At 70.0% G+C, this 19,605-nt stretch carries 15 protein-coding genes and 2 pseudogenes; 12 read left to right on the top strand and 5 right to left on the bottom strand.

The window, feature by feature from the left end:
- Window positions 1-156 (bottom strand): annotated as a pseudogene (locus ABTX78_RS36105) (vitamin K epoxide reductase family protein); the annotation flags it as partial.
- 414 nt (window positions 157-570) lie between these two features.
- Between ABTX78_RS36105 and ABTX78_RS07725 the strand changes: the two are divergent.
- The 9 genes from ABTX78_RS07725 (at window position 571) to ABTX78_RS07685 (ending at window position 8,990) form a co-directional block, all read left to right on the top strand.
- Window positions 571-975 (top strand): rodlin, encoded by a 405-nt coding sequence (locus ABTX78_RS07725; protein WP_352205874.1) that lies wholly within the window; start codon window positions 571-573, stop codon window positions 973-975.
- A gap of 234 nt (window positions 976-1,209) precedes the next feature.
- A complete protein-coding gene (locus ABTX78_RS07720) occupies window positions 1,210-1,443 on the top strand; it encodes a chaplin (protein ID WP_352205873.1) in 234 nt (77 codons plus the stop codon).
- Window positions 1,444-1,702: 259 nt separating this feature from the next.
- Complete coding sequence (locus tag ABTX78_RS07715; RefSeq protein ID WP_352205872.1) at window positions 1,703-2,347, top strand: DUF4360 domain-containing protein; 645 nt, start codon at window positions 1,703-1,705, stop codon at window positions 2,345-2,347.
- A 298-nt stretch (window positions 2,348-2,645) separates the two neighbouring features.
- A complete protein-coding gene (locus ABTX78_RS07710) occupies window positions 2,646-3,857 on the top strand; it encodes a pyridoxal phosphate-dependent aminotransferase (protein ID WP_352205871.1) in 1,212 nt (403 codons plus the stop codon).
- A gap of 92 nt (window positions 3,858-3,949) precedes the next feature.
- Entirely contained in the window at window positions 3,950-4,336 is a 387-nt protein-coding gene (locus ABTX78_RS07705; RefSeq protein ID WP_352205870.1) for an SCO4983 family protein, read from the top strand.
- A 200-nt stretch (window positions 4,337-4,536) separates the two neighbouring features.
- On the top strand, window positions 4,537-5,628 hold the full coding sequence (locus ABTX78_RS07700) for a hypothetical protein (protein WP_502993791.1): 1,092 nt from the start codon (window positions 4,537-4,539) through the stop codon (window positions 5,626-5,628).
- The gene (locus ABTX78_RS07695) at window positions 5,625-6,803 is read left to right on the top strand and encodes a toxic anion resistance protein (protein WP_352205868.1); all 1,179 of its coding nucleotides are present in this window, start codon (window positions 5,625-5,627) and stop codon (window positions 6,801-6,803) included. The genes ABTX78_RS07700 and ABTX78_RS07695 overlap by 4 nt, the downstream gene beginning before the upstream one ends.
- A 47-nt stretch (window positions 6,804-6,850) precedes the next feature.
- The gene (locus ABTX78_RS07690; RefSeq protein WP_352205867.1) at window positions 6,851-8,392 is read left to right on the top strand and encodes a substrate-binding and vWA domain-containing protein; all 1,542 of its coding nucleotides are present in this window, start codon (window positions 6,851-6,853) and stop codon (window positions 8,390-8,392) included.
- Window positions 8,379-8,990, top strand: coding sequence for a hypothetical protein (locus tag ABTX78_RS07685; protein ID WP_352205866.1), 612 nt, complete (start codon window positions 8,379-8,381; stop codon window positions 8,988-8,990). Before ABTX78_RS07690 ends, ABTX78_RS07685 begins: the two co-directional genes overlap by 14 nt.
- A 237-nt stretch (window positions 8,991-9,227) precedes the next feature.
- Here ABTX78_RS07685 and ABTX78_RS07680 read toward each other — a convergent pair whose 3' ends face one another.
- Window positions 9,228-11,051, bottom strand: coding sequence for a phosphoenolpyruvate carboxykinase (GTP) (locus ABTX78_RS07680; RefSeq protein ID WP_352205865.1), 1,824 nt, complete (start codon window positions 11,049-11,051; stop codon window positions 9,228-9,230).
- A 245-nt stretch (window positions 11,052-11,296) separates the two neighbouring features.
- On the opposite strand from ABTX78_RS07680, the gene trhA reads away from it, so the two are divergent.
- Entirely contained in the window at window positions 11,297-11,971 is a 675-nt protein-coding gene (gene trhA, locus ABTX78_RS07675; protein WP_352205864.1) for a PAQR family membrane homeostasis protein TrhA, read from the top strand.
- 94 nt (window positions 11,972-12,065) lie between these two features.
- A complete protein-coding gene (locus ABTX78_RS07670; protein ID WP_352205863.1) occupies window positions 12,066-12,704 on the top strand; it encodes a TetR/AcrR family transcriptional regulator in 639 nt (212 codons plus the stop codon).
- 104 nt (window positions 12,705-12,808) lie between these two features.
- On the opposite strand, the gene ABTX78_RS07665 is transcribed toward ABTX78_RS07670, so the two are convergent.
- The 3 genes and pseudogenes from ABTX78_RS07665 to ABTX78_RS07655 all read right to left on the bottom strand — a co-directional run.
- Entirely contained in the window at window positions 12,809-14,824 is a 2,016-nt protein-coding gene (locus ABTX78_RS07665) for a thioredoxin domain-containing protein (RefSeq protein WP_352205862.1), read from the bottom strand.
- A gap of 158 nt (window positions 14,825-14,982) precedes the next feature.
- On the bottom strand, window positions 14,983-15,606 hold the full coding sequence (locus ABTX78_RS07660) for a GyrI-like domain-containing protein (protein ID WP_352205861.1): 624 nt from the start codon (window positions 15,604-15,606) through the stop codon (window positions 14,983-14,985).
- Between the two features lie 236 nt (window positions 15,607-15,842).
- Window positions 15,843-16,082 (bottom strand): annotated as a pseudogene (locus ABTX78_RS07655) (carbamoyltransferase C-terminal domain-containing protein); the annotation flags it as partial.
- 106 nt (window positions 16,083-16,188) lie between these two features.
- Between ABTX78_RS07655 and ABTX78_RS07650 the strand changes: the two are divergent.
- A complete protein-coding gene (locus ABTX78_RS07650; protein ID WP_352205860.1) occupies window positions 16,189-19,395 on the top strand; it encodes a tetratricopeptide repeat protein in 3,207 nt (1,068 codons plus the stop codon).
- Window positions 19,396-19,605 lie beyond the last annotated feature (210 nt).

The raw sequence follows: 19,605 nt of genomic DNA, 5'->3' as shown, positions 1-19,605 counted from the left end.
CAGCTTGAACTTGTCGATCGTGATGACCCACGAAGCCAGCAGACCCGCCGCACCCGTGATCACCAGAAGCCAGGCGAACGCCCGGCCGGCACCGACTCCTTCACGGCCCTCCCGGTGCCGTCCGCGCTCTTCGACGGACGCTGATTCCGTCGCCATGATTGTCATTTGATTTCACCGATTCGATTGCCGTGTGGACCGGGACATTGTGCACCCGGCACCGAATTCTTCGGGCGCCCGGAATTCATTCGGCAAACGGGTGACATATGGCCGGTGCGACCGCGCACCGGTGCTTGAATGGCCGAGCAGGCCGCGCATGGGATCTGCTTCCGGGTGAAAGCCCCCAGCCGGCGGCGCACTGCGCCGTGGGGCGGTCATGCGCGTTTCCGCATGACGCACCCGTTTTGTGGATCCGCTCCATCGGCGGAGGGCCGCGTGTCGGCCTTCCGCCGATACACCGTGCCGGGCGCCAACAGATTGTGGCATTCGGGTGAAAGTGCGGAACCAAACCCGTCGAATGCAGTTGATCAGCCTGCTCCACGATCGATCGTTCAAAGCGAAAAGGGACAAAAAGTGATCAAGAAGATTCTGGCTACCGCAGCGGTCACCGCTTCGATGGTGGGCGTCGGCGCAGCGATGGCTCCGCAGGCCCTGGCCGTCGGCGACGGCAACGAGACCACCGCACTGAGCGGCAACGGCGCCTCGCAGGCCTACGGCAACTTCGCCACGGACGGCGACATGAGCCCGCAGATCGGCCTCATCCAGGGCTCGCTGAACAAGCCCTGTGTCGGCCTGCCGATCAAGGGTGACATCGGTTCCGTCGTGGGCCTCATCCCGATCACGGTCCAGGACATCCTGACGACCCAGCAGAACCAGCAGTGCACCGAGAACTCGACCCAGGTCAAGGGTGACGACCCGCTGTCGCACATCCTCAGCCAGATCCCGATCCTCTCCGGCAACGGCGCTGCCAACGACTGATTCCCTCAGTCACCTGTGCGCCCCTGAGCCTTGTGCGCTCGGGGGCGCATTCATGAGGGGCGTCATTTTTCCGCGACACGGGGAAAATGATTTTCCATCTCATGGGCTTCTGGAAGTTTCCTTGCAGGAATTCGATCGTTACTCATTCCGCAGGGGTGTTCATGAACAGGAAACTGGCAGCGCAGCGCGACGGTCGCACCTGCGTACGACACCACTGCTGAAAGGATCCAAGATATGAAGAGCAAGAAGGTTGCAGTCGTCTTCGCGGGCGTCGTCATGGCCCTTGGTACCGCTGCCCCCGCCATGGCGGACGCGGGTGCCGAGGGTGCCGCTGTCGGTTCGCCCGGCGTGCTGTCCGGCAACCTGATCCAGATTCCCGTCCACGTGCCCGTGAACGTCTGCGGCAACACGGTGAACGTGATCGCGCTGCTGAACCCGGCCTTCGGCAACGTCTGCGCCAACGACTGACATTCAGCGCACAACGGCCCCGAGGAGCACGAAAGCGCCCTCGGGGCCGTTGTCGTGGGGGCCGGGGGTTACCGCGCGCCCCCGTTCAGGCCGGAGTAAGGCCGATAACGCACCTAGCCAGCCCCTGCGTCGGTACCTAGCATTCCACTCGATCCGGCTCTTCGAGAAACACCCGAAATCTTTGAAGGGTTGACATGTCCATGGCTAACCCATGCATTCTTCCGGATCGACCCCTCACGTTTCCCACGATGGGAGAATCATGTCCCGTGCACTTTTAGCGGGTGGCGCGACAGCCGCAATTCTGGGTTCGCTGCTGGCCGCTCAGAACGCGTCCGCCTCCATCGTCGCGCCCCCGGACAAAATCGTGATCGAGGTCGCGACGGTCAACGGATCCGGCTGCCGCCCCGGCAGCGCCGCGGTGGCGGTCGCCCCGGACAACACGGCCTTCACCGTGACCTACAGCGAGTACCTCGCGAAGGTCGGCGTGGGAGCCTCGCCCACCGACTTCCGTAAGAACTGCCAGCTCAGCCTGATCGTGCACGTGCCGCACGGCTTCACGTACGCGGTCGCCAGCGCCGACTACCGCGGCTTCGCCAGCCTGGAGAGCGGCGCGACCGCCACCCAGAAGGCCTCGTACTACTTCCAGGGATCGCCCGACACCGCGGCGAGAACCCACCCCTTCAGGGGGCCGGTCCAGGACAACTGGCAGGCCACCGACAACACCGAGTGGGGCCAGCTCGTCTGGGCCGCGTGCGGGGCGAAGCGCAACTTCAACATCAACACCGAAGTGCGCGTGAACGCCGGCACCTCCGACCCGAAGAAGACGACGAGCTTCATGACGATGGACTCGACGGACGGAGCGATCAACACCATCTACCGGATGGCCTGGAAGGAGTGCCCGTAGCCCCTTCTGAGCAGACCTGAGTAAGCACGGCGTCCCGGCCGCCCGCGTGGTGGCCGGGACGACGGGATGCCCGACCGCTCCCCGGCGGCCCCGTCCGGTGGCGTGACGAGCGCAACATCCCCGGTCCGTGCGCCGGGTCCGCGCCGGGCACATCGCAGGCGGACGGCCCGCCTCGGGTGACGTTTCGAAGGGCCGAGGCCTCCTCGACCGAGGCCGCACACCAAAGGGGACATTCCCACCGGCTGTGGTGGGCGAAAACACGCAGCGATCACCGTTACGCGCCCGTAAGCTCACGGACATGCAGGTGATCCAGTCGACGAAGCTCGCCAATGTCTGTTACGAGATCCGGGGCCCGGTCCTGGAGGAAGCGATGCGGCTGGAGGCAGCAGGTCACCGCATCCTCAAGCTCAACACCGGCAATCCCGCAGCCTTCGGGTTCGAGTGCCCGCCCGAGATCCTGGAGGACGTCCTCCGCAATCTCGGTGACGCCCACGGGTACGGCGACGCCAAGGGGCTGCTGTCCGCCCGGCGCGCGGTCATGCAGCACTACCAGACCAAGGGCATCGACCTGGACGTCGAGGACATCTATCTCGGCAACGGCGTCTCCGAACTGATCCAGATGTCCATGCAGGCGCTGCTGGACGACGGCGACGAGGTGCTCGTCCCCGCTCCGGACTATCCGCTGTGGACGGCCTCGGTCTCCCTCGCCGGCGGCACCGCCGTGCACTACCGGTGCGACGAGCAGTCCGACTGGATGCCGGACCTCACCGACATCGAACGGAAGATCACCGACCGCACCAAGGCGATCGTGGTCATCAACCCGAACAACCCCACCGGCGCGGTGTATGACGACGAGATGCTGCGCGGCCTCACCGAGATCGCCCGCAGGCACGGTCTGATCGTCTGCTCCGACGAGATCTACGACAAGATCCTCTACGACGGCGCCACCCACACGCCGACCGCCGCCGTGGCGCCCGATCTGATGGTCCTCACCTTCAACGGGCTCTCCAAGAACTACCGCGTCGCCGGCTACCGCTCCGGCTGGATGGCGGTCTGCGGCCCCAAGTCCCATGCCTCGTCCTACATCGAGGGCCTGACGATCCTGGCCAATATGCGCCTGTGCGCGAACATGCCCTCGCAGCACGCGGTGGCCACCGCGCTCGGCGGCCGGCAGTCGATCGAGGACCTGGTGCTGCCCGGCGGGCGGATCCTGGAGCAGCGCGACGTGGCGTACGACCTGCTCACGCAAATCCCCGGGGTCACCTGTGTGAAGCCGAAGGGGGCGCTGTACCTCTTCCCGCGGCTGGACCCGCAGGTCTACAAGCTCAAGGACGACCGCCAGATGGTCCTCGACCTGCTGCGCGCCGAGAAGATCATGGTGGTCCACGGGACGGGCTTCAACTGGCCCGAGCCGGATCACTTCCGCATCGTCACCCTGCCCGCCGCGAAGGAACTGGCGGACGCCGTGACCCGGATCGGGAACTTCCTGGACGGCTACAGCCAGCCCTGAGCCGTTCGCGCCCCATGATTTCCGACGGGACTCAACTTTAGACTGAATCCAATGTAGGATGGTCTCCTGACAGTGAGCAGGAGGCCATCCCCATGTACGAGCCGATCCGCACCAAGTCCGTCCACTCGGTGGCCGACGACGACGCGTACCCGCACCGCAGCCGGGAGGAGGAGCTGGACATCCAGCTCGCCGGCCACCTCTCCGCGCTGCTCGCCGTCACGGACGAACTCGGCATCGACGACGCCGCCGAGCAGATCGCGTCCCAGATCGCCCGGCTGCGCGGCACGCCCCCCGTCCGGCACGCGGGCCTGCGCGGCAGCGACACCCCCGCCCTGCACCGGCGCGCCCACGATCTGGCCGGCCGCGCGCTGGTCGTCGCGGCGTCCCGCGCCGACACGGCGGTCGCGATCCTCTCCGCCGAACGCATGGACGCCCACGCGGCCGCACTGGCCGAACCGCGCCTGGTCGGCGCCCCCTGACGGCCCCGGTCCACGGGCCGCCGAGGCGCGTGGACCGGGTGCCACCAACAGCCCCCGGAACCCGACCGGGGTGGAGTTCGGGGCCGGGCGCCCCTGACGTTCTGACTGGCTGATTCCGGTTGCATTCTGGGATCGGCCCTTCACTTCGCGTCCACCGGAATCCTCCCGGAATGTGTAATTCCGCGAGCACTCTCTGTGCTGTGAGACGCATCGTGGGAATCGTCCTGGCGGTGCTGCTGATCGGCGGAGTGGCAGTAGCCGTCGTCGCAGGCCGCGAGAGCCAGGACCCGAGCACGGCAACGAAGACCGTGCGTGGAGTGATCGGATCGGAGAAGGCGGAGTTCTTCGCCGATCCCGACGTGGTGAAGGCCCTTGCTGCCAAGGGATTCACCGTCAGGACAGAGACCTCCGGCTCCTGGGCCATGGAGGAACTACCCCTCAAGGACCAGGACTTCGCCTTCCCCTCGTCCAAGGCGCCGGCCGACGAACTGCGGCGCAGGTCGAGCGTCGGCGGCGGTCCGATCCGCCCCTTCTACTCGCCGCTGGTCGTCGTCGCCCACAGCGCCGCCGCCAAGGTGCTCGCCGGCAACGGTCTCGCCACCCTCAGCGGCTCCTCCACGGGCACCCTGCGCATGGGTCCGTATCTGGCCGCCGCACGGGCCGACCGGACCTGGCAGCAGCTCAAGGGAGCGGGCCCGCACCCCGAGTTGACCGGAACCGTCTTCATCACGAGCACGGATCCCGTCGCCTCCAACTCCGGGGCGCTGTACCTGGCCGCGGCCTCGTACGTCGCCGACGGCGGCCGGGTCGCCGCCGACAAGGCCGCCGTCGCCCGCACCGCGCCGCTGCTGAAGAAGCTCATCAGCGTCCAGGGCGCCCAGCAGACCAGCAGCGACGCACCCTTCCGGGACTTCATCAGCGGGGTCGGCAATCCGCTGGTCCTGGTGTACGAGTCGCAGGTGGCCTCCCTGCTGATCCAGCACCAGGAGGTCGGCGACCTCGTCGTCCTCTACCCCGACACCACCGTCTCCAGCGACCACACGCTCGTCCCGCTCACCGAGGACGGACGGGCGCTCGGCGAACTGCTCGGCTCCGACCGGCGGCTGCGCGAACTGGCCGTACGGCACGGCTTCCGGCCACAGGGCGCCGCCGCCGAGTTCACCGCCGCGACCGCAGGTCACACCGCCTATCTGAACCAGAAGCTGACCGGTGTGCGCCAGGCGCCCGTGCCGACCTCCGAGGTCCTGCACACGATGGCGCAGCGGACCCGGTCCCAGGGGGGATCCGAATGACCGAGAACAGCACGGAAGCACTCGTCCTCACCCCGCCCGAACCGGTGGCGCCCGTCCGCACGGAGCAGGCGGCCGGCCTCGTGCCGGTGGACGACGCCGCCCGTACCGAGATGACCCGGCGGGCCACCGAGTACGTCTCCTCGCTGGCGGGGCTCGACGCCCGCTCGCCGGAGTTCGCGACCCGCATCGGTGAGATCGCGGCACTCGGCTCCGGCGACATCCGCAGCGCCGCCCAGCAGTCCAACCGGATGCTCGACCGGACAGTGCGGTCGCTGTCCGCCGGTGGCGAGGACGCGCAGTCCCGCGTCGGCTCCTCGCTCGTCGAACTCAGGCGCACGGTGGAGGACCTGGACCCGCGCGAGACCCCTGGCAGGGGTGCCCGCCGGCTGCTTTCCCGGCTGCCCGGCGGCAACAAACTCCGCGACCACGTGGCGAAGTACGCCTCCTCGCAGTCGACGCTCAACAGGATCGTGGGCTCCCTCCGCGGCGGCCAGGACGAACTGCGACGCGACAACGCGGCTCTCCACACCGAGCGCACGCGCCTGTGGGAGACGATGGGCAAGCTCCAGGAGTACGCGGTCCTCACCGAAGCGCTCGACAACGCCGTCGCGGAGCGCATCGCCTCCGTCGAGGGCACCGACCCCGTACAGGCCGACGCCTTGCGCGCGGACGTCCTCTTCCCCGTCCGGCAGAAGCACCAGGACCTGCTGACGCAGCTCGCGGTGTGTGCGCAGGGCTATCTGGCCATGGACGTGGTGCGGCGCAACAACGAGGAGCTCATCAAGGGCGTCGACCGGGCCGCGACGACCACGGTCTCGGCGCTGCGGATCGCGGTGATGCTGGCGTCGGCGCTGGAGAGCCAGCGGAAGGTCACCGAGCAGGTCACCACGCTGCGCTCGACGACGGAGGACCTCATCCGCGGCAACGCGGAGATGCTTGCCACCCAGAGCGGGGAGATCCAGCGCATCGCCGCGGACCCGGCGGTGGGGGCGGAAACCCTGCGGACCGCGTTCCAGCAGATCTACCGGACGCTGGACGCGATCGACACGTACAAGGTCCAGGCGACGGAGTCGATGGCGGCGACGGTGGAGTCGCTGGCCGGGGAACTGCGCACGGCCGGCGCGTATCTGGAGCGCACGCGGACGACCGACGCGCTGGACGGGGGCGCGCTGTGAGATCCGCCCGCACCCGAGGACTCCGCCCTCGCGCCTCCGGGGCGGTCGTGGGCCTCACGCTGATCGCGCTGCTCGGCGCCTGTACGACGGACACCGCCGACCCCGAGCCGGATTCCGGCCAGAACTCGCCTACCACGCTCCGGGTGCTCGCCTCCAGTGAACTCGCCGACATGCAGCCCGTACTCGACGCGGCACGCGAGGCCACGGGGGTCGGCGTCAAGGCGACCTACGGCGGAACGCTCGACGCCGTCGAGCAGATCGCCTCCGGAAAGGCCGACGGTCAGTACGACGCCGTCTGGCTGTCGTCCAACGACTATCTGCGGTTGCGGCCCGGCACGGCCCGGCGGCTCAGCAGCGAGACACCCGTCATGACCTCGCCCGTGGCCATCGGTGTGAAGCCGCAGACCGTAGCGCGGCTCGGCTGGAACCCGGAGCAGGTCACCTGGACACAGGTCCACCGGGCCGTCGCCGACGGCCGCCTGACGTACGGGATGACCGATCCGGTGCGCTCCAACTCGGGCTTCTCCGCGCTGATCTCGGTGGCCTCGGGGCTCTCCGGCGCACAGTCCGCGCTCACCGACGACGATGTCCGGCGCGCGACCCCGAAGCTGACGGAGTTCTTCGCCGGGCAGCAGCTCACCTCCGGCTCGTCCGGGTGGCTGGTCACCGCGTACGCCCGGCGCGGCAATGTCGACGCGCTCGTCAACTACGAGTCGGTCCTGATGTCCATGAACCGGGAGAAGCCGGGCAGTCTCACCGTCGTCCGGCCGAAGGACGGTGTCGTGACGGCGGACTATCCGTTCACGCTGCTCAACTCGGCCCCGCGCGGCGCCCGCGAGGCCGGCCGCACTCTCACGGAGTACCTCCGCGGGGAGGAGGCCCAGCGGGCGATCACCGAGAGGACCCTGCGGCGCCCGGTCGTGGCGAGCGTGCGGCCCGCCGCCGCGCTGGCGAAGGGCACACGGCGCGAACTCCCCTTTCCGGGCACCCGGTCGGTGGCGGACGGCCTGCTCGACGCCTACGAGAACAAGCTGCGCCGTCCCTCCCGGACCGTCTACGTCCTCGACACCTCCGGCTCCATGAAGGGTGACCGGCTGGAGCGGCTCAAGACAGCGCTGGGTGAGCTGACCGAGGATTTCCGGGACCGTGAGGAGGTGACGCTGATGCCGTTCGGCTCGGCCGTCAAGCGGGTGAGCACGCACCGGGTCGATCCGGCCGACCCGGCCGCCGCCCGTACGGCGATCCGCGCCACGGCCCGTTCACTGACCGCCGAGGGCGACACCGCGATCTACAGCAGTCTCCAGGAGGCGTACGAACGGCTGGGACAGGCCGATACAGCGGAGACGTTCACCTCGGTCGTCCTGATGACGGACGGCGAGAACACGGCGGGCAAGGCACCCGGCGCGTTCGACGCCTACTACCGGGGCCTGCCGGTGAACCGCCGGCACACACCCGTCTTCCCCATCCTCTTCGGCGACTCCGACCGCGCGGAGCTGGAGCACATCGCCTCCCTCACGGGCGGCCGGCTCTTCGACGCGACGAGGGGCTCGCTGGACGGCGCCTTCGAGGAGATCCGTGGCTATCAGTAGAACTGCCCTGAGCTATCTCGAATCGCGCAAGAACCTCGCCGGTTCCGCCTGTGGGCTGGTCGGGCTCACGCTGACCTTCACCGGACTCGCGGGCGTGTACTGGCCGTTCGTCGTCGCGGGGCTCTACGGCGCGGGCGCGCTGATCGCCCCGCCCGAGCGCCCGGCCACACCCGACTTCCCCGACACCGCGGGCCGGCTGGAGGCGTTGCGGGGCGACTTCGCCCGGCTGCACACGTACCTGGGCGAGGTGGAGCTGCCGCCCGCCGCGGCGGGCAGGCTGACCGAGCTCGACCAGCTGCTCGCCGCGCTGCTCGAACCGGGCTGGGTCGCGGAGGCACTCTCCGTGGACCCGGAGGCGGTGCACGCGCTGTCCCGGGCGATCCGCCGGGACATCCCCGAGTCGGTGGACACCTACAACCGCGCCCGCTGGTGGACCCGGCTCAACCCGGGGACGGAGCCGCCGGAGCGGCATCTGGAGCGGCAGCTCGGGGTGCTGTTCGCGGAGGCGGACAGCATCGCGACGGGCCTGCGCGAGGCGGAGTCCCGTCGCCAGCAGACCCACACCCGCTATCTGGAGGACCGGTGGGGCCCGGCCTGAACCGGGTGGCCGGTAGGAAGGGGCGGCGTGAACGGGTCCGAAAGGAACGGGCCCGGCGTGAACGGGCGCAGGGAACGGGTCCGGCGTGAACTTGTCCGTGAAGAGGTCCGGGAAAGGGTCCGGCCCCCGGGGAGCCGTGAGGGGGCTTCCGGGGGCCGGACACGCGGCGGACCTGAGGTGACCCCACAGGTCAGGGCGGCTGTCGGACGGGTCCGCCGCGAGCGCGCCGAGGTCGCGTCAGCCCAGACGGGCAACCAGCGACCGGTACTCGTCCCACAGCTCCTTGGGCGTGTGGTCGCCGAAGGTGTTCAGGTGCTCGGGGACCAGTGCGGCCTCCTCGCGCCAGATCTCCTTGTCGACCTTGAGCAGGTAGTCGAGGTCCTCCTCCGGCATGTCGAGCCCGTCGGTGTCGAGCGCCTCACGCGTCGGCAGGATGCCGATCGGGGTCTCGACGCCCTCGGCCTTGCCCTCGAGGCGCTCCACGATCCACTTCAGGACGCGGCTGTTCTCGCCGAAGCCGGGCCACACGAACTTGCCCGCCTCGTTCTTGCGGAACCAGTTCACGTAGTAGATCTTCGGGAGCTTGGCCTGGTCCTTGTCGGCGCCGACCTTGACCCAGTGGGCCATGTAGTCGCCCATGTTGTAGCCGCAGAACGGCAGCATCGCGAACGGGTCGCGGCGCAGCTCGCCGACCTTGCCCTCGGCCGCTGCGGTCTTCTCGGAGGCCACGTTCGCGCCGAGGAAGACACCGTGGTTCCAGGTGAAGGACTCGGTGACCAGCGGCACGGCGGAGGCGCGGCGGCCGCCGAAGAGGATCGCCGAGATCGGCACACCCTTCGGGTCCTCCCACTCCGGCGCGGCGATCGGGCACTGCGAGGCGGGCACGGTGAACCGGGCGTTGGGGTGGGCGGCCGGCGTCTCGGACGCGGGCGTCCAGTCGTTGCCCTTCCAGTCCGTGAGGTGGGCCGGGGCCTCCTCGGTCATGCCCTCCCACCAGATGTCGTTGTCGTCGGTGAGCGCGACATTGGTGAAGACGGCGTTGCCCCACAGGGTCTTCATGGCGTTGGCGTTGGTGTGCTCGCCGGTGCCGGGCGCGACACCGAAGAAGCCCGCCTCGGGGTTGATCGCGTACAGCCGGCCGTCCTCGCCGAACCGCATCCACGCGATGTCGTCACCGATGGTCTCCACGGTCCAGCCGGAGATGGTGGGCTCCAGCATGGCGAGGTTCGTCTTGCCGCACGCGGACGGGAAGGCCGCGGCCACGTACTTGGACTCACCCTGCGGAGGCGTGAGCTTGAGGATCAGCATGTGCTCGGCGAGCCAGCCCTCGTCGCGCGCCATGACGGACGCGATGCGCAGGGCGTAGCACTTCTTGCCGAGCAGGGCGTTGCCGCCGTAACCGGAGCCGTACGACCAGATCTCGCGGGTCTCGGGGAAGTGCGAGATGTACTTGGTCGAGTTGCACGGCCAGGGCACGTCCTCCTCGCCCTCGGCCAGAGGCGCGCCGAGGGTGTGGACGGCCTTGACGAAGAAGCCGTCGGAGCCGAGCTCCTCGAGGACGGGCTGTCCCATACGGGTCATGGTGCGCATGGAGACGGCGACGTACGCGGAGTCGGTGATCTCGACGCCGATGGCCGACAGCGGTGAACCCAGCGGGCCCATGCAGAACGGCACGACGTACATCGTGCGACCGCGCATCGAGCCGCGGAAGATTCCCTTCTCACCGGCGAAGATCTCCTTCATCTCCGCGGGGGCCTTCCAGTGGTTCGTGGGGCCGGCGTCCGCCTCCTTCTCGGAGCAGATGAAGGTGCGGTCCTCGACGCGGGCGACGTCGGTCGGGTCGGACGCGGCGTAGTAGGAGTTCGGACGCTTGATGGGGTCAAGCTTCGTGAACGTTCCCTTGGCGACGAGCTCTCCGCACAGGCGCTCGTACTCGGCTTCTGATCCGTCACACCAGACGACGCTGTCCGGTTCCGTGATTGCTGCGATCTCGTCGACCCAGGAGACGAGCTCCTGGTGGCTGGTGGGGACGGTGGTGGGAGCCGCGATGTCGCGCGCCACGATCGCTCCTAAGAGAGGGTTTGGTGGTTGGTGCCCCGTGGGGGCTGCGACCCGGATGCTTCGGACCTTTCACTCTTCTGGCGCTCATCCGGTGCCGACCGCACTCATCTGATCATCGGTGGAGTGCGCCCATATGTCCAGAGGGCGTCTCACGTGAGCATTGCCACTCGGGTACCCCGAACGAGGCGGAGCTCACGCTGCCCGGAGGCGTCGGTTACCTACGGTCGCGTAGGTACCATCCAGACATGACGCCTGCAGCGCCCGACGTGACAGAGATAGAACCGCCCCCGGTCAAGCCACGGTTGCGCGGGTGGCTGCACGCCGGAATGTTCCCGGCCGTCCTGGTCGCGGGGCTGGTGCTGACCGTTTTCGCGGGCTCGACCGAGGCACGGATCGCGTGTGCGGTCTACGTGCTGAGCGCCTGCCTCCTGTTCGGCGTGAGCGCGATCTACCACCGCGGAAACTGGGGTCCGCGCGGTGAGGCCGTGCTGCGCCGGCTCGATCACGCCAACATCTTCCTGATCATCGCCGGCACCTACACGCCGCTGACGATGCTGCTGCTCCCCGACGCGACCGCCCGGCCACTCATGTGGGCGATCTGGGCGGCGGCCGCCGCGGGGATCGCCTTCCGCGTCTTCTGGGTGGGTGCGCCGCGCTGGCTCTACACGCCCTGCTACATCGCGATGGGCTGGGCCGCGGTCTTCTTCCTCCCCGATTTCCTGCGTACCGGCGGTATCGCGGTGCTCGTCTGTGTCGTCGTCGGAGGGCTGCTCTACAGCGCCGGAGGGGTCGTCTACGGCCTCCGGCGGCCCAATCCCTCGCCCCGGTGGTTCGGCTTCCACGAGGTCTTCCACTCGCTCACCCTGGCCGCCTTCATCGTGCACTACGTGGGGATCTCGCTGGTCGCCTACGACCACTGACGGCCACCACCTTGTGAGAGCCGCTGTCATTCGACAGCGGCTCCCGCGCCGTCGAAGCTGCTGGGCAGCCGGCCGATGCCGCACAATGACCGCCATGGCGGCCACCACACGCAGCCCGTCGGGCGACCCGGCCACCGCGGCACCCCCGCGGCCGGGCCTGCGCGAGCGCAAGAAGCTCAGGACCCGGACGGCGATCCGCCGGGCGACCTTCCGGCTGATCGCCGCGCACGGGTACGAGGCGACCACGGTCGAGCAGATCGCCGAGGCGGCGGACGTGTCGCCGTCCACGGTCTTCCGGTACTTCCCGACCAAGGAGGACATCGTCCTCGCGGACGAGTACGACCGGGCCGTGGAAGCCGTCCTGCGGGCCCGTCCCGCCGCCGAACCGCCGCTGGAGTCCCTGCGGGCCGCCCTCACCGAAGCGTTCGCCGCCATGCTCGCGGAGGAGCCCGAGGAGATGCGGCAGCGCAGCCGGCTCATCGTCGAGGTCCCGGCCCTCCGGGCGCGGATGACCGGGACCATGGCCGAGACGGCGTTGCGGCTGGCCCGTGCGATCGCCGACCGGACCGGGCGGGAGCCCGACGACCTGGACGTGCGGGTGTTCACGGCGGCCGTCATGGGCGCGCTGCGGGAGACCCTGATCCACTGGGCCGAACGCGGCCAGCAGGACGACTTGGTCGCACTCGTTCACCGGACGCTGGACACTTTTGAGGGCGGCCTGCGCCTTCAGTGACGTCCGGGGCCGCGCCTCCAACCGCCGGGCCCGTGCGCCTCTTTCGCCGGCCGGGACAGGGCGGCCGCGTCGTCGGCCCGTCTCACGCCTGCCACCGTGCGCTCTCACGCACCGAGTTGGCCGGCCAGCTCGTCCGCATCCGTGGTGGGCATCCGACAGGTGAAGTTGCGGCACACGTACGCCGCCGGGCGGCCCTCCACCAGCGCGCGGTCCCGCAGCAGGGGGAACTCCTCGCTGTCCGGTGACCCCGCCGCCACGACCGCGCCCGGCGCGGTGCTCAGCAGCGCGGTACGGAACAGCTCGTTCGTCGCCGGGTCGTCCTGCGGCCCCACGACCGCCACCTCACGCGGCCCGTCGAGCAGCGCCTCGGCCACCGCGAGCCCCCAGCCGACGAACCGGGGAGCCCGCGGCCCGAGAGCCTTCACCACACCGAGCGCGCCTTCGGCGGCCGTGCGATGAGCCTGGGAGCCGGTGTGAGCGGCGTAAGACAGCAGCGCGCCGGCCGCGGCGGTCCAGCCGGACGGAGTGGCGTTGTCCGTCGGGTCCTGCGGCCGGCGGATCAGCCGCTCGGCGTCGTGCGCCGTGTCGTACAGCGCCCCGCCCTCGCCGGTGAACCGGTCGATGACGATGTCCAGCAGGAACCCCGCGAACTCCAGCCAGACCCCCTCGCCGGTGGTGCTCGCGAGCGCGACAAAGCCCTCGGCGACATCGGCGTAGTCCTCCAGCACACCGGCGTTGGCACCGGCCTTGCCGTCCCTGGAGGTACGGGTGAGACGTGCTCCGGTGGCGGAGAAGTCGATGTGCAGACGGACCAGCAGATCCGCCGCCTCGGTGGCGCGTTCGATCAGGTCCGGGCGCTCGAAGTACGCGCCCACCTCGGCGAGCGCCGCGATGGCGAGCCCGTTCCAGGCGGCCACGATCTTGTCGTCCCGCTCCGGCCGGGGGCGCAGCTCCCGCGCGGCGAACAGCCGCTCCCGCATCCCCGGATCGGCTTCCCCGTCCGGGAGTTGCAGCACGGAGGCACCTTCCTCGAAGGTCCCCTCCTCCGTCACCCCGAAGAGCTCGGCGGCCCGCTTCCCCTCGTCGTCGCCCAGGACCTCGCGCAACTGCTGCGGTGTCCACACGTAGTACGCGCCCTCGACGTGCCGGCCGCTGCCGTCGTCGCTGTCGGCGTCGAGCGCGGAGGCGAACCCGCCCTCGGCGGTGCGCAGTTCACGCACCATGAAGTCGGCGGTCTCCAGGGCGACCCTGCGGGCGAGGTCGCTGCCCGTGGCCCGCCACAGATGGGCGTACACACGGCACAGGAGGGCGTTGTCGTAGAGCATCTTCTCGAAGTGCGGCACCACGAACTCCCGGTCCACCGAGTAGCGCGCGAAACCGCCGCCGAGCTGGTCGTAGATACCGCCTCGGGCCATCGCCTCGCAGGTGTCCGCCGCCATCTGCAGCGCGCCCTCGGCGCCGGTGCGGGCATGGTGCCGCAACAGGAACTCGAGCACCATCGACGGCGGGAACTTGGGCGCACCCCCGAAGCCGCCGTACCGCTCGTCGTAGTCCCGGGTGAGCCCGAGCAGCGACTGCGCCGACTCCTCCTCCCCGGGCACCCCGGCCCCGCCGACCGCCAGGGACCGCCCGGCGAGATCGCGCACGATGTTCCGCGCGACCTCGGCCACTTCCTCTCGCCGGTCCTGCCAGGCGGCCGAGACCCCGGCGAGGACCTGCCGGAAGGAGGGCATGCCCTGGCGGGGCTGCGGCGGGAAGTACGTACCGAAGTAGAACGGCTCGCCGTCGGCGGTGAGGAAGACGGTCATCGGCCAGCCGCCCTGGCCGGTGGCGGCCTGCACGGCCTCCATGTAGACGGCGTCGACGTCGGGGCGTTCCTCGCGGTCGACCTTGATGTTGACGAAGTGCTCGTTCATGTACGACGCGGTCGCCTCGTCCTCGAACGACTCGTGCGCCATGACGTGGCACCAGTGGCACGCCGCGTAACCGACCGACAGCAGCACGGGTACGCCCCGCCGCCGCGCTTCCTCGAAAGCCTCCGGCGCCCAGGGCCACCAGTCGACCGGATTGTCAGCGTGCTGCAGCAGATAGGGCGAGGTCATGCCAGCCAGCCGGTTCATACGGCCAGCCTCTCACAAGGCCCGATCGTGCCGGCGAAGCCCGCGACGGCGAGATGTTCACCGCGCGATCAAGGCTGTCGCGCCTTCTCCGTCACCGTGCCCTTGGAAGCCGTCCGACAGCGCGGGAAACGGCGGACCTGGAAACTGCGGACCGGGAATCAGCTCCCGATGGATTCGACAGGCTGGCGCAGAATGGTGCGCAGCCGCGGCGGGTCGATCCGTCGTGCGTCGGAGAGGTAGATCTCGTGGTGGTCTCCACGGGGTTTGAGTCCCTGCTCCGGCATGTACTCGTCGTGCATCCGCGCGATCGTGGGCCCCTCCTCGTTGTAAGGGCCGATGTGCAGAACCTGGACCGACTTCCCCTCGTGGAATTCGCCGAAGCGGACGCGGTCGCCGACGGCCAGGTCCTTCTTCTCGATCGCTCGCTTCAGACCTTCGCCGAAGATCTCGTCGGTGATCCAGTCGGGCTGAACAATCATGAGTCGCCACTGCCACTCGTCCTCGTCGCGTGACGACGTGAAGGCTTTCAGGTCGTCGGCCGACCACAGCCCTTCCAGCGGCCCGACGGTGTGTTTCTTGCCGAGTTCGTCGATGGCGAGAGCGCGGACGGCGTACGCGGTCGCGTACAGCGCTCGCACGATGTCCTTGTACAGCTGCGATGTGTTCGGGCTGCCCTCACCATCCGCCATGAGGAACTTCATGGCGGGCACATCGACGACCTCGAACCTCTTCTTCGCGGTGAACAGGCTCCGCAGGTCCTTCTTCACGTCATAGTTCTGCATGGATGGACTCAGTCCCGAGAGGCGACAAGCGGCAGTGAGCATGCCGAGCGGTTGACCGCTCCGGTGCACGCGGCTCGGCTACTACCGTAGGGAGAATCCTCAGGATGTCACGCCCGCCGCCGGTGTGCCCGGCATGCGCGGGAGAACGACCCGATAGAGCGGACTCGGCACGGACAGGCTCGAACTGCCGTCCGTGCGCGCCGCTCTTCCGTATCACCTCTCCACGGAGCGCCGCACGAAGAGTTGATCAGGCACGGCACCCCGGTCCGCTCGGTGAACCGCCGCAATACCTGCGCGAGCCGCGGGTTGGATTCGTCGGTGATCGTCTGGATGCGGGCCGTGCCGTCCACGTGGCAGGCGCCCTGGATCACTCCCCGGTACTCGGGTCGCACGGGGAACACGAACGTCATGTAGGGCGAGGAGTGCTTCTTGCCGGTCTCGAAGACCTCGGGCGCGAGTTCCTCCAGGACGACGGGTCCCCGTTCCGTGAGCGCGAATGATCGACGGCCTCCCTCGCGCTGACGCCCCGTACGCACGACACTTGAGCCAGTACGGAACGGAGCTCTCGGAGGGGGACCCACTATGCGGGACAGCCATCGGGCGGAAGCCGAGCGGCTGTTGGTGCGCGCCGTCGAGGAAGAGGTGCGACGGGCGGGCGGGCGTGCGGATGCGCAGGTGCTGCTGGCGCGCGGGCGTGCGGGACTCGACGCGATGGCGTCGAGCGCCGGCGAGGAGTACGCGGCGTACGAGCAGGCGCTCGCCGAGGCGGAGGCCGTGCAGCAACCGCTGTCCGCGCGGTTCAGCCGGCACGCCGTCTCGACTCCCGCGCTGGTGACGGCTGTTGCCGCCGCCGCTGCCGTCGGGGCGGATGTCGCGCTCGGGACCGCCACCGGTACCGCGCTGGGTGCCGGGATGGTGGTGGCCGTGGCCGGTGCGGCGACCACCGTGGCCACGGTGACGGCGTCGCACTGGCCGGCCGCGCACCGCAGAGCGGGAGCGCTCGGTCAGCCGGGCGGCGCCGAGCAGCTGCGGCTCCAGTGGCTGACCGCGCTGGAGGTCCGGGGCATCCGGCCGTTCCTGGACCAGCAGCGGATGCTCACCTCCACCACGCGTCCCGCGAAGAAGACGACGGCCGCCCCGCAGCTGCGCGGTGGTGACCGCAGTGCGGCGGCCCGGCGGCGTTCCGTACTGGAGCAGTCCTTCGGTCATCTGCCGGAACCGGAAGGACCGTTCGCGGGCCGGCAGCAGCAGATGACGCAGATCGCCCAGTGGGTGCACGCGGCCCGCGCCTCGACGGAGACACGGCCGACAGTCGTGGTGCTGCACGGGGCCGCGGGTTCGGGGCGCACCGCGCTCGCGGTGCGGGCGTCGCAGCAGCTCAAGGACCAGTTCCGGGGTGCGTGCGTGGTCGATCTGCGCGGGGACAGCACCCACCCGCTGACCACCCGGGACGCCCTGCTGCATCTGCTGAACCGGCTGGGCGCTCCGCGCGAGCAGTTGCTGTTCCGTGAGCGGTCCTCCGCGGAGCAGCAGGTGCGGCGGCTGAGCGAGCTGTACCACCAGCATCTGACGGGTCTGCCGGTGACGGTGGTGCTGGACGACGCCCGAGACGCGGCACAGGTGCGGACGCTGGTGCCGGAGCGTTCCGACAGTCTCGTCCTGGTGACGGCGCGCACACCGCTGGAGCTGCCGGAGGACATTCCGGCATGGGTGCACCACCTGCCGGTGGACGCGCTGGACGAGGCGGGCGCGGAGGAGCTGCTGCGGGCTTCGGCGTCGGAGCAGTCCGGCGGCCCTTACGACGTGCAGTCGGCCGACGAGGTACGGGAGTTGTGCGGGGGCCTGCCCCTGGCGCTGCGGGTCGCGGGCTCCTCGCTCGGTGCGCGTACCGCTCAGCAACTGGCCGCCGATCTGCGGGCCCACGGTGCCGTGGATCCCGTCGAGCGCGCCCTGCGGCTGCGCTACACGGACCTGCCGGATCAGACGCGGCGGCTGCTACGGCGGCTGGCGCTCGCCGGACGGGCGTCGCTGGGTGCGGCGGCCGCGGCGGCTCTGCTGGCGACGGACGAACAGGAGTCGCAGCGGCTGCTGTCGGACCTGGCCCGGGCGGGGTTCATCGATCATGTGCGGGCGGGCCGCTACCGGCTGCACGACGTCGTCCGCTCCTTCGCCCGGGCCCGGCTGCTCGACGAGGAGGAGGCCGCGGAACGGTCGGCCGCCCAGGAGCGGCTGATACAGAACTACGCGGATCTGGCGGGGGCCGTGATCCGCATGGTGGACGGCAAGATGTCCACGCGCGCGGGCCAGTTCGGGGCGCACGGCTTCACCTCGCTGGACGCGGCGCTGCGCTGGCTGGACGACGAGTCGAGCTTCATCACCTCGGCGCTGCGGTACGCGGAGGGTGTGAACCAGCAGACCGTGCTCAATCTGCTGGGCGCGCTGTGCGACTACTGCCTGCTGCGCGGCGACCTGTACCGGCTGGGCGAGATCAGCGAGCTGTCGCAGGCGGTGGACCAGGGGCTGCTGGAGCGTTCCGTACGGTGGCGTACCGGTATCGCGGCCCGTCAGCTGGGCGAACTGGACAAGGCACGCACCACGCTGTCGTCGGTGGTGGGCCTGTACCGCGAGGCGCACAACGACTCCGGCACGGCGCTCGCGCTCTGCTCGCTCGGCATCACGCTGCACCACCAGGGCAATCTCACCGAGGCGGCGGCGAAGCTGCACGAGGCGATCGAGCTTCAGGCCTCCGACGAGCAGGCGGAGGACCGGGCGTGGTCGCTGCACGCGCTGGCGGCCGTGGAGCGCGACCGGGCCGATCTCGCTCAGGCGCTCACCCTGCTGGCCACCGCGCTGAACCTGCACCGTGAGGGCGAGTCGCTGCACGGCGAGGCCTGGACGCACTTCCAGCTGGGCCAGGTCTGTCTGCGGATGGGCGACGTGCCGCGGGCGGAGTCCGAGCTGCGCGAGGCGCTCGATCTGTACGGGCGCACGCACGACGAGCGGGGCGAGGCGTGGGCGCTGACGCAGCTGGCGCGGGCGCGGCTGGTCGACGGCGACCCCGAGCCGGCGGTGGACCAGCTGCGGCAGGCGCTGTCGCGCCACCGCGACCAGGAGGACGCGCGCGGTGAGGCGTGGACGCTGTACTACCTGGGCCAGGCGCTGGAGGAGCGCGGCGACCGCGACCAGGCGGTACGGGAACTGGAGCGGGCCCGGACGATGTTCTCGCGGATGCGGGACGTGTACGGCCTGGCCTGCGCGCGCCATCACTCGGGCCGGGTCACCCGCGACCAGCGCGCGGCCCAGACCGGCAACCTGCGCAACTCCGGCTTCGCGCGCCAGCTGCTGGTGGACGCCCGCGCCGACTTCCGGCGGATCGGGGTGGCCCACGGCGAGGCCTGGACCTGTCTGGAGCTGGCGCTGATCGACGCGGGCAACAACCGCGCGGCGCAGGCGCTGGGGCTCTGCGACGAGGCGATCGATCTGTTCGCCTCGTACCAGGACGACCGCGGCGCCGACTGGGCGCGCTTCCTGCGCTGCACCCTGCTGCCGTACGCCTCGCCGGGCGGTATCGAGGTCGGCACGGTGGTGGCCCAGGAGGAACTGGCCCGCCTGATGGACAAGACGCACGCCTCGCGCGACGGAAAGCTGGAGGACTGCGCGGAGGCGCTCACCGTGATGCTCCAGCGGGGTGTGCGCCTGGAGGACGGCTGGCAGGCCTGGCACCTGGGGATGGTCCCGAACCGCCACGCACGGGAGGTGATGGGGGTCCCGGTGGTCTCCGCGCCGTAGGCGGCGTACGCCCGTGCGGGCGGGCCGGCGACTGGCCGTCCGGGCGCGTGGGCTCCGGTCAGGCGTGGGGCGGGGCGCCGTACGCCGCTGTGCGCGCCTTCCACCGCCGGGCCGGCCGCACGAAGCGGCCGGCCCGGCGGTGGTGCGTACGGCGCTGATCTGCACGGCGGTGTCCGTACGGCGGTCGTGCGTGCCTACGGCGCGAACGCC

This window comes from Streptomyces sp. NPDC096193 (assembly GCF_040302905.1).
In the GTDB taxonomy this organism is placed as follows: Bacteria; Actinomycetota; Actinomycetes; order Streptomycetales; family Streptomycetaceae; genus Streptomyces.
This window is presented reverse-complemented; position numbering and strand designations above follow the sequence as displayed.